We start from the raw sequence: 13,515 nt of genomic DNA, 5'->3' as shown, positions 1-13,515 counted from the left end.
GGTGACGCGACATGGCCCAGCGTGAATGGGTCGAAAAGGACTTCTACAAGGAGCTTGGCGTCTCCTCCGACGCCAGCCCCGAAGAGATAAAGCGCGCCTATCGGAAGTTGGCGCGTGACTTGCATCCGGATGCGAACCCCGACAACCCCGCCGCCGGTGAACGTTTCAAAGCGGTGTCGGAAGCACACAACGTGCTGTCGGATGCGGCCAAGCGCAAGGAGTATGACGAAACCCGCCGGCTCTTCGCCGGTGGCGGCCTTGGCGGTCGACGGTTCGACACCGGCGGCTTCGGTGGCTTCAACGTGGGCGGCGACGGCGCCGAGTTCAATCTCAACGATTTGTTCGACGCCGCCGGCCGCAGCGGGGGCACCAATATCGGTGACCTCTTCGGCGGCTTGTTCGGACGCGGCGCGAGCGCTCGTCCCAGCCGGCCCCGACGCGGCAACGATCTGGAAACCGAGACCGAGCTGGATTTCGTCGAGGCCGCCAACGGCGTCGCGATGCCGCTGCGGCTGACCAGCCCGGCGCCCTGCACCAATTGCCATGGCAGCGGCGCCCGTCCGGGCACCAGCCCGAAGGTGTGTCCCACCTGTAACGGGGCCGGTGTGGTCAGCAGCAACCAGGGAGCGTTCGGTTTCTCCGAGCCGTGCACCGACTGCCGGGGCAGCGGCTCGATCATCGAGCACCCCTGCGACGAGTGCAAAGGCACCGGTGTCACCACCCGCACCCGCACCATCAACGTGCGGATCCCGCCCGGCGTCGAAGACGGCCAGCGGATTCGGCTGCCCGGGCAGGGCGAAGCCGGGTTGCGCGGTGCGCCGTCGGGTGACCTGTACGTGACGGTGCATGTGCGGCCGGACAAGATATTCAGCCGCGACGGCGACGACCTCACCGTGACGGTGCCGGTCAGCTTCAGCGAATTAGCTTTGGGTTCAACGCTTTCAGTGCCGACGCTGGACGGTAAGGTCGGCGTGCGGGTGCCCAAGGGCACGACCGACGGCCGGATCCTGCGGGTGCGTGGACGCGGTGTGCCAAAACGCAGCGGCGGCAGCGGTGACTTGCTGGTCACCGTGAAAGTCGCTGTGCCGCCGAACTTGGAAGGCGCTGCCCAGGAGGCGCTGGAGGCGTATGCGGAGGCCGAGCGCTCCAGTGGTTTCAACCCACGGGCGGGATGGGCGGGTAATCGCTGATGGCGAAAAACCCTAAGCGAGAAGAAGCCCGGACCTTTTTGATCTCGGTGGCGGCCGAACTGGCCGGCATGCATGCGCAGACCCTGCGGACCTACGATCGCCTCGGGCTGGTCATCCCGAGCCGCACTTCCGGTGGCGGGCGGCGTTATTCGCAGCACGACGTGGAATTGCTGCGCGAGGTGCAGCGGCTGTCCCAGGACGAGGGCGTCAACCTCGCCGGCATCAAACGCATCATCGAGCTGACCAATCAGGTCGAGGCGCTGCAGTCGCGGCTGAAGGAAATGGCCGAGGAGATCGCGGTGCTGCGTAACAACCAGCGCCGCGATATCGCGGTGGTGCCCAAGAGCACCGCGCTGGTGGTGTGGCAGCCGCGTAAAGGCCGCTAGGCGCGAATCGAGAACACCGCGACCGCCGGTTCGCCCGGACGTGCGGTTCGGTAGCCGCCGCGGCTCAGCGCATCGGTCGGTGCGGTCATCGGCTCGAAGCACACCACGTCCTCGCCGGGTGGTGCGAAGATCTGGGTCGCCGAATACCCTTGCTCGAACTGCACTTCCAGGCGCCGTCCGCCGCCGGACACCGCGAACACCGCGCCATCGGCCACCTGGTCATAGGCATCGTCAAAAGTGTTGTCGCCCAACGGCTCTTCCTTTGCCGGCTGCTCCGAGAACTCGCCGGTGGGCAGACCGCGTTCGTCGAGGCTCAAATGCCGCAGCGGTGGTGTCTCGATGATCCACTCGCTGCGCGCCGCATCGGGCACGCGAAGATACGGGTGAAACCCGAAGCACAGCGGGACCGCCGTCTCGCCGGTCGCGGTGACGGTGGTGCGCACCGTCAGCGTTCGTTCGGCCAGCCGCACCGACACCGTCAGCAGATGCGGATACGGGAAGCTGGCCAGCAGCCGCTCCTGCGCACCGAAGTCCACCTCGGCGGTCAGCTCGTTGGCCGACTCGGCCACGACTCGCCAGTCCGGATAGGCGGCCAGGGTGCCGTGGATCGGCAGGCCGTTGGGGTCGGCCCGCACCCCGTTTTCACCCGGCGTCAACTCTACGGTCACGTTCTCGGCCGTATAAGTGTTGCTGCCCAAGCGATTTGCCCACGGATAGAGAATCGGTATGCCCATGGTCTTGCCGGCTTCGATATAGGCGTCCAGACCGCGCCGCTGACCGAGTAACTCCACGCCGGAGTCGGTCAGCGAGGCACCGATCATGCCCGCATCCGGCACGAACTGTGCGGCCAACGATGACGAAGGATCGCGCAGGGTCACGACGTGCACGCGGTCAGCCTAGCGGCGATCGCAAGCGCGGCGCAGCCGGGCGTGGCGGGTCGCCGCCGTCGGTCTAGCGGCGATCGCAAGCGCGGCGCAGTTGGGCGTGGCGGGTCGCCGCCGTGGGTCTAGCGCCTACCGCGACAGCGGGTCGTGCTGAATGCGCTCCGGCGGGGCGCCTTTGGCGACCAGCGCGGCCTTGGTCGCCTGGACCATGGCCGGCCCGCCGCAGACGAGGATCTGCCGGTCGCCCCAACCGCCGTATTTGGTGACCACCTCGGGGAGCTGGCCGATTTGGTGGACATGCAGGCCTCGCGGCGGCGTGACGTCCGGGTAGTCCGCGGCCCAGGCGGGATCGCTGTTGTATTCCGACACCGGCGAGACCGACAGCCACGGGTTGTGCGCGGCGACCTGCCACAGCGTCGGCAGGTCGTAGAGCTCGCAGCGATAGCGCGCGCCGAAAAACAGATGCACCCGCGGGTTTTCCGCGTAGCGGGACAGGTCCATGATCAGCGCCCGCAGCGGCGCCAAGCCCGTGCTGCCGGCCACCATCAAGATGTCGGCCCCGGCGCGGTCGACCTGCAGGCCACCGTGCGGGCTGGACAACCGCCACCGGTCGCCCGGTCGGCTTTCGTTGACGATCGCGGTGCTGACCAGGCCGCCGGGGACTTGGCGGACGTGAAACTCGATCCCGCCGTCGGGATCGGCCGGGATGGCGGGGCTGAGAAATCGCCAGCGCCGCGGGCATTGCGGGACCTGGACGTTGACGTACTGACCGGGGTGATAGTGCATCGGGCGATCCAGCCGCAGCCGGACGACCGCGAGGTCGCGCGAGACGCGGTGGTGCTCGATGACGGTGCCGTCCCACCAGGCGGGTCCCTCTTCGGCATCGGCGGCGCCGCTCATCACCCCGGTGATCAGGTTGAGCGACTGGCCGGCCGCGTCGTCGACGGCGCCGGTCCAGGCATCGCCCAACTGGGTGCGCAGCGTCGTATACAGCGCGCGCCGGCACGACTCGTAATGGCTTGGCAGCACACCGTATTTACGATGATCCCGGCCGAGCTGGGCGAGAAAGGCCACCGGCTCCTGAGCGCGCTGCTCCACCAGCTCGCCGTAAACCCAGTGCAGTGCGTGACCGAAAGCGGCTCGCTGAGCGTCCATTTCGGGCGGGAACAGGTCGCGCACCGAGATGTCGAGGGCGAACCAGTGGGTGTAGAAGCGGTGCACGAGTTCGCCGCCGGCGCCCGAGTCGTCCGGGGCGAGGGCGTCGCGCAGCACCCGCAACGCATCGGAGTCCTCTAAGCCCACGGGGCCCGATTCTAAGCTCGCCCAGGCAGACAGCGTGCTGGTCAGCCCTGCCCGATGGTGTTCGACGTTCCGGTGTTGGCGACGTTCGGTGAGCCCCAGTGGTAGGTGACGACGTTGTCGGTGCCCGCGGTGCTGATCGCATCCGTGCTGTCGATCGTGACGTGATTCCCCTTGCCGGCGACGTTGACGCTGGTGCAGTGGCCCGTGACGGTGATCGTGTTCTTCACGCCGCTCACCGAGAGATAGCCGCCGTTGCAGGGGATGGTCTTGGTGGTGCCGGACCCGCTGACCTGCAAGGTACCGGCGCTGGGGACGTTCGTGGACAGGCCGTCGCCGGCGAGGTCGGTGGGCACCCCGGTCACGGCCAGGCCGGCCAACACCAGCCAGCCGATCACGATGACCAACCAGCAGACCATCCCCACCCGCAGTCGAGGGCGCAGCGTGCCGAGCCAGTTCCCGTTCTCGTCGCGGTCGAGGTCATAGGCGAACGCGGTCACGCACCGGGCCCGCGCCGGATCGCGCTCGTCCGCCAGGATCACCCCGTCGACGTATTCGCGGCCGTGCACCACGAGATCTCCCGGGTGGCCGTTCAGGGTGTAGGACACCTTCGTCTTGGTGTTCGGTTCGCTGTAGCGCCGTCGGGTGACCGTCCACCCGTGCGCGATCGGCAGTCGGGCATTGAATCGCGTTGCACGCGAGAGTGTTTCAGTGCCGGTGACGGTTGCGACTCCGCCCCACTCGAGCAGTCCGATGCGCACCCGCGCGCCGGACAGGTGCGCGGCATAGATCCCGGCCAGGGTGAGCACCGCCGCCGCGGTGAAGGCGATCGGGAGTTGGATCCACAGCGCGATCGGTGCGACCGCAACGATGAAGAGCGTCCAGACGTAGCGCCAGCGAAACGGCAGCGCCTCGGCCAACCGGAAAGCAACCGGAATCCTGCGCGGCGGCGGAGCGAGGCCGCTATACGTCATTTCCATATTTCCATGGACTAAAGACCCCTATCGGATCGGATCAAAAAAATCTAAACTTGAGCGGAACAGACTCAACCTTGACGGCGTTGAATAACGCGACAAGCATTTTCCCTATACCCGAACGGAGGTGTCGTGGACTCTTTTAACCCGACCACCAAGACGCAAGCGGCTCTGACGTCGGCGCTACAGGCGGCCAGCGCTGCCGGTAACCCCGAGATCAGGCCCGCTCATCTGCTGTTGGCACTGCTGACGCAGAACGACGGGATCGCCGCGCCGCTGCTGGAGGCCGTCGGCGTCGAGCCCGCGACCATTCGCACTGAGGCCGAGCATCTGCTCGAGCGGCTGCCCCAGGCCAGCGGCTCCAGCTCGCAACCGCAGCTGTCCCGCGAATCGCTGGCGGCGATCACCACGGCCCAACACCTGGCCACCGAGATGGACGACGAATACGTCTCCACCGAACACCTGATGGTGGGCCTGGCCACGGGCGACTCCGACGTCGCCAAACTGCTCACCGGCCATGGCGCGTCCCCGCAGGCGTTGCGGGAGGCGTTCGTCAAGGTCCGCGGCAGCGCGCGGGTCACCAGCGCCGATCCCGAGGCCACCTATCAGGCGCTGGAGAAGTACTCCACCGACCTGACCGAGCGCGCCCGCGAAGGCAAGCTCGACCCGGTCATCGGCCGCGACAACGAGATTCGCCGCGTCGTGCAAGTGCTCTCCCGTCGCACCAAGAACAACCCGGTGCTGATCGGCGAGCCCGGCGTCGGCAAGACCGCGATCGTCGAGGGCCTGGCCCAGCGCATCGTGGCCGGCGACGTGCCGGAGAGTTTGCGCGACAAGACCGTCGTCAGCCTGGACCTCGGCTCGATGGTGGCCGGCGCGAAGTACCGCGGCGAGTTCGAGGAGCGGCTCAAGGCCGTGCTCGACGACATCAAGAACTCCGCCGGGCAGATCATCACGTTCATCGACGAGCTGCACACGATCGTCGGCGCCGGCGCGTCCGGCGAGGGCGCGATGGATGCCGGCAACATGATCAAGCCGATGCTGGCCCGCGGCGAGCTGCGGCTGGTCGGCGCCACCACTCTGGACGAGTACCGCAAGTACATCGAAAAGGACGCCGCGCTGGAGCGTCGCTTCCAGCAGGTGCTGGTGGGCGAGCCGTCGGTCGAGGACACCGTCGGCATCCTGCGCGGGCTCAAGGACCGCTACGAGGTGCACCACGGGGTGCGCATCACCGACTCCGCGTTGGTGGCCGCGGCCACTTTGAGCGACCGTTACATCACCGCGCGGTTCCTGCCGGACAAGGCCATCGACCTGGTCGACGAGGCCGCCAGCCGGCTGAAGATGGAGATCGACTCGCGGCCCGTCGAGATCGACGAGGTCGAGCGCCTGGTGCGTCGCCTCGAGATCGAGGAGATGGCGCTGGAGAAGGAAGAGGACGAGGCGTCCAAGGAGCGGCTGGAGAAGCTGCGTGCCGAGCTGGCCGACCAGAAAGAAAAGCTGGCCGAGCTGACCACCAGATGGCACAACGAGAAAAACGCCATCGACATCGTCCGCGATCTCAAGGAACAGCTGGACACGCTGCGCGGGGAGTCCGAGCGCGCCGAGCGCGACGGCGACCTGGCCAAGGCGGCCGAGCTGCGCTACGGGCGGATCCCCGAGGTGGAGAAGAAGCTCGACGCCGCGCTGCCGCAGGCCGAGGCCCGCGACAACGTGATGCTCAAGGAAGAGGTCGGACCCGACGACATCGCCGACGTGGTGTCGGCGTGGACGGGTATCCCGGCCGGCCGGATGCTGGAAGGCGAGACCGCCAAGCTGCTGCGGATGGAAGACGAGCTGGGCAAGCGCGTGGTCGGACAGCGCAAGGCCGTGCAGGCCGTGTCCGATGCGGTGCGCCGCAGCCGCGCCGGGGTCGCCGACCCCAACCGGCCCACCGGTTCGTTCATGTTCCTGGGGCCCACCGGTGTCGGTAAGACCGAGCTGGCCAAGGCGCTGGCCGAGTTCCTGTTCGACGACGACCGGGCGATGGTCCGCATCGACATGAGCGAGTACGGCGAGAAGCACTCGGTGGCCCGCCTGGTGGGTGCGCCCCCGGGATACATCGGCTACGACCAGGGTGGTCAGCTGACCGAGGCGGTGCGCCGGCGGCCCTACACCGTCGTGCTGTTCGACGAGGTTGAAAAGGCCCACCCGGACGTGTTCGACGTGTTGCTGCAGGTGCTCGACGAGGGCCGCCTGACCGACGGCCAGGGCCGAACGGTCGACTTCCGCAACACGATCCTGATCCTGACGTCGAACCTGGGTTCGGGCGGCAGCGAGGAGCAGGTGATGGCGGCGGTGCGCGCGGCGTTCAAGCCGGAGTTCATCAACCGGCTCGACGACGTGCTGATCTTCGACGCGCTGAACCCCGAAGAGCTGGTCGAGATCGTCGACATCCAGCTCGAGCAGCTGGCCAAGCGCCTGGCGCAGCGGCGGCTGCAGCTCGAAGTGTCGTTGCCGGCCAAGGAATGGCTGGCGCAACGCGGGTTCGACCCCGTGTACGGCGCCCGGCCGTTGCGCCGGTTGGTCCAGAAGGCCATCGGAGACCAGTTGGCCAAGCTGTTGCTGGCCGGTGACGTGCACGACGGCGACACCGTTCCGGTCAACGTCAACCCGGACGGCGACGGCCTGATCCTGGGCTAAGTCGTCCTAGCGACGTCTTTCTAGTGATCGACGCCGGTCGCCCAGCTCGAAGTCACGGGTTTGGGCACCGGCGTCGATCACTGCCTGGAGCAGTTCACGCGCTGCCGGCTCCGCGAGGGTCTCGCGGAACAACTGATCCTCGATGCGTAAGCCGGTCGTCACATCCGCGGTGGCGGCATCGACCGCACGCTTGGCGTTGGCGATGGCCACTGCCTGCGACGACGCGATGCGGGCGGCGAGCTTGTCGACGAACCGCCGGAGCCGATCGGCCGGCAGGGCGCGGTTCACGTATCCCCAGGCTTCGGCGGTCTCGGCGTCGATGTCCATGCAGCCGAGGATGACTTCCAGGGCGCGCGCCCGGCCCACCAGCCGGGGCAGCCGCTGCGTGCCGCCACCGCCCGGGATGATGCCGACCGCCAACTCGGGATGGCCCAGCACCGTCGTGCCGAGTGCGGCGAACCGCATGTCGAACGCCATCGCGAATTCGCAGCCGCCACCGCGGCAGACGCCCTCGATGACGGCGATCGTGGCCTTCGGCAGGGTCCGAATCCGCTCGGTGACGGCGTGGAACAACGACAGCTCGTCGTGCAGCCCGATGTCGTCGGGCGGCAGGTCCAGAATCAGCCCGACGTCGGCGTGTGCAATGAACATTTCCGGGTCGGCCGAGTCGACGACCAGTACGCGCACCTCGTCATCGGCCGCGACCTCGCGCGCCAGCCGGTCGAACTCGTTCAGCAGCGGCACGTCGAGCAGGTTGATCGGGGGGTTGTCGATCGTCGCTCGGCAAACGCCGTTGGCCGCGGCGACGCGAATTAGCTGGTAGCCCTCGTAGACCATGGACGGAACCCTACGCGGCCCAGCAAACCTTAATGTGGTTGTGACCAGGTCGCATTCTTGGTTCCGGCGCCATAGCAGATACGCTACTTAGGATGGTCCCCCTCTGGTTCACGCTCTCCGCGCTGTGCTTCGTCGGCGCGGTGGTGTTGCTGTACGTCGACGTCGATCGTCGGCGGGGGCGCAGCAGACGTCGTAAATCGTGGGCCCGCTCGCACGGGTTCGACTACGAGCGCGAATCGACCGACATCCTCAAGCGCTGGAAACGCGGCGTGATGTCGACGGTCGGGGATGTTCCCGCCCACAACGTCGTGCTGGGGCAGATCCGCGGCGAGGCGGTGTACATCTTCGATCTCGAGGAAGTCGCCACGGTGATCGCGCTGCACCGCAAGGTGGGCACCAACGTCGTCGTCGACCTGCGGCTAAAAGGACTCAAAGAGCCACGCGAGAGCGACATCTGGCTGCTGGGAGCGATCGGCCCGCGGATGGTGTACTCGACGAACCTGGACGCGGCCCGTCGGGCCTGCGACCGGCGCATGGTCACCTTTGCGCACACCGCGCCGGACTGCGCCGAGATCATGTGGAACGAGCAGAACTGGACGCTGGTCGCGCTGCCCGTTTCCAGCACGCGCACCCAGTGGGACGAGGGCTTGCGCACGGTGCGCCAGTTCAACGACCTGTTGCGGGTGTTGCCGCCGGTGCCCGCCGACAGCGACGAGCCGGCGGGACATCGCAGCGCGGCGCCGAGCCGCCCGCTGGCCCCGGCCGGCCGCGCGGAGTTGCCGCCCCGGCGCTCGGCGCAGGACGTGTCCGGGCTGCTGGGAGATGCCGGCCGCCGTGCCCCGGAGTCGGTGCGCCACGATGAGGGCCGCACCGAAGCCATCCGGCGCCCCCCGTCGTCGACGGGGCGCAACGGCCAGCAGGCCAGCAACTACCAGCGCTGAAAGCTATTGCACTGCAACATGTCTGACCGCGACGAGCTGGCCGAGCTGGTGCGTCAACTGTCGGTGGTGCACGGCCGGGTCACCCTGTCGTCGGGCAAAGAGGCGGACTACTACGTCGACCTGCGCCGGGCCACGCTGCACCACCGCGCCTCTGCCCTGATCGGCGTACTGATGCGCGAGCTCACCGCGGACTGGGATTACGCGGTCGTCGGCGGCCTGACCCTGGGCGCCGATCCGGTCGCGACCGCCATCATGCACGCGCCCGGACGCCCGATCGATGCCTTTGTGGTGCGCAAGTCTGCGAAAGCCCATGGCCTGCAACGTCTTATCGAGGGATCCGAGGTGTCCGGTCAGCGGGTGCTGGTGGTCGAAGACACCAGCACCACCGGTGGCTCGGCGCTGACGGCGGTGCACGCCGTCCAGGACGCGGGAGCCGAAGTCGTCGGCGTGGCCACCGTCGTGGACCGCGCGACCGGCGCCGCGGAGGCCATCCAGGCCGAGGGGCTGCTGTACCGCAGCGTGCTGGGCCTGACCGATCTGGGGTTGGGCTAGGGCTTCACCGCTGTGCGCACTTTCCTTGCGATAGCAACCTGTTTGGCCGCCTGCCTGGTGGGCTGCTCGGGTCCCAACCACGCCGTCCGGCCGTACGGCGCGCAGGGCGCGCGGCTGGGGGAATCGCTGGCGCTGCTGGGCTGGAACCTGTCGGTGTCGAACCTGCGCTGGGACGGCGACTACGTGTTGGTCGACGTCGACGCCGCGCCGACGGACCCGAAGGCGCCGCATGCCAAACCCGAGGACATCCGCTTCGGGCTCTACGGCGCGCTCGCCCACCCGATCGAAGCCACCGGATTGGGCAGCTGCGACAACGCGATGGCCACCGTGCGCGATATCCGGTCGCCGTTGTCGGCGCCCCCCGAGCGGCTGACCGGCGCGGTATGCCTGGGTCCGCTGAAGGATCGCAGCCAGGTGCGGGGCGTGTACAGCTACTCGGAGCGGGACCGGATCGCCGACACGTCGGCCGCCTACCCGGCGGCGTTTCCGATAGGGCTGATGCCGACCAACGTCAACGACACCGGTCTGGTCGTCAAGACCACCAGCCTGTCGGCGTGGCGTGCGGACGGAACCCCGGTCACGAAGGCACAACTCGGTGATCCGGGGGCCTTCAACGGCAACGGCTACATGCTGCTCGGCCTGGACGCCGAAGCCCTCGCGGTCCGGTACCGCGACGACTCCGCCCGTCGCGGCGGCCCGATGATGCTGCTCGCATCGCCGACCGTGCCGGGGCGCGGCCTGAACCCGGCGTGCGCGGTGTACGGGTCGTCGGTGCTGATCCTGCCCGAAGCTTCGCTGGACGCGGTGCACGTCTCCGCGTCGTTGTGCACGCAGGGCGAAATCAACCAGGCGCTGCTCTACGCGACGGTCGCGATCGTCGGCACCCACGCCGGGGTGTGGACGCAGCGATGAGCGAGCCCGGGCCTGGGCCCACCGAATGGGCCGTACCACCGGCCGCCGGCGTCGGGCCCTGGGCGGGCGATCCTCCCGACGACCCTCGGTATGATCCAATTCTGTTGCGCGACGGCGATACTCGCAATGTCGTCGACGCCTACCGGTATTGGACCCGGGAGGCGATCATCGCCGACATCGACCATCGCCGGCACCCGCTGCACATCGCGATCGAGAACTTCGGCCACGACGCGAATATCGGTTCGGTGGTGCGCACCGCCAACGCCTTCGCGGTGGACACCGTGCACATCGTCGGGCGGCGGCGCTGGAATCGCCGCGGCGCCATGGTGACTGATCGCTATCAACGGCTGTGCCATCACGACAGCACCGCCGAGTTGCTGGATTTCGCGACGGCCGCGGGCTTGAGCGTGGTCGCGGTGGACAACGTGCCGGGCGCCGCGCGCCTGGAGGAGGAAGTACTGCCGCGCGAATGCCTGCTGGTGTTCGGCCAGGAGGGGCCGGGCATCACCGACGACACCCGGTTGGGTGCGGCGGTCACGGTGTCGATCGCTCAGTTCGGCTCGACTCGCAGCATCAATGCCGGCGTCGCCGCCGGGATCGCGATGCATGCCTGGATCCGCCAGCACGGCGACCTCGGCCGCGCCTGGTAGACACGGCGCTTAGCTCCACAGCGTGACGTGAACCTTGGGCCGAAACCTTGTCACCCCGACACCGGATCCGCGGATCATCGCCTGGATACACCGCGGCGTCGTGATGAAGCGGACCAGCTCCGACACCGCCGGCTGTCGCGCCGAGGGCGCCAGCGTCGTCACACACCACTCGCCCGACCGGTCCAGCCCCGGGCCGTTCACATGCACCAGCCTCCCCGCGGCGAGGTCCTTGGCGACCGCGAAACCGATCGTCAACGCCACACCGCCGACCCGCTGCACCTCCTCGAGCGCGGCCGCGTCGCTCTGGAAGATTCGTTGCTGGGACTCCGGAATTGCCAAGCCGCGCAGCATGGTTGCGATTTCGCCGTCCACGCTGCCCGCTGACGGACCGAGCATCCACTGCTGCTGGCGCAACAGCCCTGGCGACGGAATACCTTCGGCCAGTGGACTATTCGATGCGACGACGGTGATGATCTGATATTTCAGGAAGGGTCGCAGAAAGATTGACTCGTCGGGTACCGCCGGGCTCTCATTGGCCGGGCCGATCGCGATGTCGACGGCGCGCGAGGCGATCAGTTCGCGGAATCGGCTCGTCGGATGCACGCTCAACTCCACCGACAGGTCGTCGGCCCGTGACGAGAACAACTCGATCAGGCCCGGGGCGGCGTGTTCGGCGAACGCCGTCGACGCCGCGATCCGCAGTAGCCGGCGCCCGTGCGCCGCCTCGGTGACCTCGATCGCGGTTTGCTGCTGCAGACCCAGGATCTCGACCGCACGGCTGGCCAGTCGCAGCCCGCCGGGTGTGAACGCCAGCCCCGCACCGGTTCTGGTGAACAGCGGGTCGTCGAGTTCCTTGCGCAGTGCCGCGACATGCATCGAGATTCCGGCATCGGAAACACCCAGTTCCGCGGCGGCGGCTCGCACCGAGCCCAGCCGAACCACCGCCGAATAGGCCCGAAGTTGAGCCGGAGTCATGCTTATGAGCCTACGTTGGGATTTGTGCGTGACGTGCTTGCCGAGTTGATGTCGATTTGGCGCGCCGGTGACACCGCCGGATTGGCGACGGTGGTGCGAACCTTCCGGTCGGCGCCGCGGCTGCCGGGAGCCGCGATGGTGGTCGCGCCGGACGGCTCCGTGAGCGGCTCGGTGTCGGGCGGCTGCGTCGAGGGCGCCGTCTACGAAGTCGCCACCGAGGTGGCGCGTACCGGAGCACCGCGGCTGGAACGCTACGGGGTCAGCGACGGCGATGCCTTCGCGGTCGGACTGACGTGCGGCGGCGTCATCGACATCTTCGTGGAGGCGATCTCGCAGGCAACATTTCCCGAACTCGGCGCGATCGCCGAGGACGTCGGCGGGCACCGCCCGGTCGCGGTCGCGACCGTCGTCGGCCATCCCGACGCGCAGTGGATCGGCCGGCGGCTCGTCGTCCGTCGGGATGCGACGGCGGGATCGCTGGGATCGGCACGCGCCGACGCCGCGGTCGCCGACGACGCGCGCGGACTGCTCGCGGTGGGCCGCAGCGAGGTGCTCAAATATGGGCCCGACGGACAACGGCTCGGCGAAGGCATGGAGGTGTTCGTCTCCAGCCATGCCCCGCAGCCGCGGATGCTGGTGTTCGGCGCCATCGACTTCGCCGCCGCGCTCGCACAGCAGGGCGCCTTCCTCGGCTACCGCGTCACCGTGTGCGACGCGCGATCTGTCTTCGCCACGCCGGCCCGCTTTCCGGCGGCCGAGCATGTCGTCGTCGACTGGCCGCACCGCTATCTCGCCGCCCAGGCACAGGCGGGCGCCGTCGACGAGAGCAGCGTGATCTGCGTGCTCACCCACGATCCGAAGTTCGACGTCCCGTTGCTCGAAGTGGCGCTGCGCCTGCCGCAGGTCGGGTATGTGGGGGCGATGGGCTCGCGACGCACGCACGACGACCGGATGCAGCGGCTGCGGGCCGTCGGGCTGACCGATGCCGAGCTGAGCAGGCTCGCGAGCCCGATCGGGCTGGATCTGGGCGCCCGAACGCCGGAGGAGACCGCGGTCTCGATCGCGGCCGACATCATCGCCAGGCGGTGGGGCGGCGGTGGTTTGCCGCTGGCAAAGCTGGGTGGCCGAATCCACCACGGCGCAACGGAGCAGCAGGTCACGGGCGAGTTCGAGGCGACTTCAACGATCACTTAACTCGCTATTGACGCCCCTGTCAGAGCGGCCGACACTGGGTTC

Annotated in this window: 13 protein-coding genes; 8 read left to right on the top strand and 5 right to left on the bottom strand. The window is 68.3% G+C overall.

Features of this window, described 5'->3' with window-relative positions; translation table 11 throughout:
- Positions 1–11 precede the first annotated feature (11 nt).
- Positions 12–1,190, top strand: a complete 1,179-nt coding sequence (dnaJ, locus tag LMQ14_RS25145) for a molecular chaperone DnaJ (protein WP_267732318.1) — start codon at positions 12–14, stop codon at positions 1,188–1,190.
- The gene (locus tag LMQ14_RS25140; protein WP_267732317.1) at positions 1,190–1,576 is read left to right on the top strand and encodes a heat shock protein transcriptional repressor HspR; all 387 of its coding nucleotides are present in this window, start codon (positions 1,190–1,192) and stop codon (positions 1,574–1,576) included. The genes dnaJ and LMQ14_RS25140 overlap by 1 nt, the downstream gene beginning before the upstream one ends.
- Here the strand turns inward: LMQ14_RS25140 and LMQ14_RS25135 are convergent.
- The 3 genes from LMQ14_RS25135 to LMQ14_RS25125 form a co-directional block, all read right to left on the bottom strand.
- Positions 1,573–2,463, bottom strand: a complete 891-nt coding sequence (locus LMQ14_RS25135) for an aldose 1-epimerase (protein WP_267732316.1) — start codon at positions 2,461–2,463, stop codon at positions 1,573–1,575. The two genes, LMQ14_RS25140 and LMQ14_RS25135, sit on opposite strands and share 4 nt — an antisense overlap.
- 126 nt (positions 2,464–2,589) lie before the next feature.
- Entirely contained in the window at positions 2,590–3,762 is a 1,173-nt protein-coding gene (locus LMQ14_RS25130) for an FAD-binding oxidoreductase (RefSeq protein ID WP_267732315.1), read from the bottom strand.
- 41 nt (positions 3,763–3,803) lie between these two features.
- A complete protein-coding gene (locus tag LMQ14_RS25125; protein ID WP_267732314.1) occupies positions 3,804–4,733 on the bottom strand; it encodes a DUF3060 domain-containing protein in 930 nt (309 codons plus the stop codon).
- A gap of 132 nt (positions 4,734–4,865) precedes the next feature.
- On the opposite strand from LMQ14_RS25125, the gene clpB reads away from it, so the two are divergent.
- On the top strand, positions 4,866–7,412 hold the full coding sequence (gene clpB, locus LMQ14_RS25120) for an ATP-dependent chaperone ClpB (protein ID WP_267732313.1): 2,547 nt from the start codon (positions 4,866–4,868) through the stop codon (positions 7,410–7,412).
- 6 nt (positions 7,413–7,418) lie between these two features.
- Here clpB and LMQ14_RS25115 read toward each other — a convergent pair whose 3' ends face one another.
- Positions 7,419–8,249 (bottom strand): enoyl-CoA hydratase/isomerase family protein, encoded by an 831-nt coding sequence (locus LMQ14_RS25115; protein WP_267732312.1) that lies wholly within the window; start codon positions 8,247–8,249, stop codon positions 7,419–7,421.
- Between the two features lie 92 nt (positions 8,250–8,341).
- Between LMQ14_RS25115 and ttfA the strand changes: the two genes are divergently transcribed.
- From ttfA to LMQ14_RS25095, 4 genes are read left to right on the top strand one after another with little or no spacing between them, the layout of a single operon-like run.
- Positions 8,342–9,190 carry a trehalose monomycolate transport factor TtfA gene (gene ttfA, locus LMQ14_RS25110; RefSeq protein WP_267732311.1) on the top strand — a complete coding sequence of 283 codons (849 nt, stop codon included), beginning with the start codon at positions 8,342–8,344 and terminating at the stop codon, positions 9,188–9,190.
- Positions 9,191–9,208: 18 nt separating this feature from the next.
- A complete protein-coding gene (gene pyrE, locus LMQ14_RS25105) occupies positions 9,209–9,742 on the top strand; it encodes an orotate phosphoribosyltransferase (RefSeq protein WP_267732310.1) in 534 nt (177 codons plus the stop codon).
- 12 nt (positions 9,743–9,754) lie between these two features.
- Complete coding sequence (locus LMQ14_RS25100; protein ID WP_267732309.1) at positions 9,755–10,654, top strand: hypothetical protein; 900 nt, start codon at positions 9,755–9,757, stop codon at positions 10,652–10,654.
- Positions 10,651–11,304 (top strand): TrmH family RNA methyltransferase, encoded by a 654-nt coding sequence (locus tag LMQ14_RS25095; RefSeq protein WP_267732308.1) that lies wholly within the window; start codon positions 10,651–10,653, stop codon positions 11,302–11,304. Before LMQ14_RS25100 ends, LMQ14_RS25095 begins: the two co-directional genes overlap by 4 nt.
- A gap of 9 nt (positions 11,305–11,313) precedes the next feature.
- Here the strand turns inward: LMQ14_RS25095 and LMQ14_RS25090 are convergent, their stop codons facing one another.
- Positions 11,314–12,279, bottom strand: a complete 966-nt coding sequence (locus LMQ14_RS25090) for a LysR family transcriptional regulator (protein WP_267732307.1) — start codon at positions 12,277–12,279, stop codon at positions 11,314–11,316.
- A gap of 24 nt (positions 12,280–12,303) precedes the next feature.
- On the opposite strand from LMQ14_RS25090, the gene LMQ14_RS25085 reads away from it, so the two are divergent.
- A complete protein-coding gene (locus LMQ14_RS25085; RefSeq protein ID WP_267732306.1) occupies positions 12,304–13,473 on the top strand; it encodes an XdhC family protein in 1,170 nt (389 codons plus the stop codon).
- The last annotated feature ends 42 nt before the right edge of the window (positions 13,474–13,515 follow it).

It is taken from the genome of Mycobacterium sp. Aquia_213 (genome assembly GCF_026625985.1).
GTDB lineage: Bacteria > Actinomycetota > Actinomycetes > Mycobacteriales > Mycobacteriaceae > Mycobacterium.
Note: the sequence above shows the minus strand (reverse complement) of the source record. Positions and strands in the feature narration are given on the sequence as shown.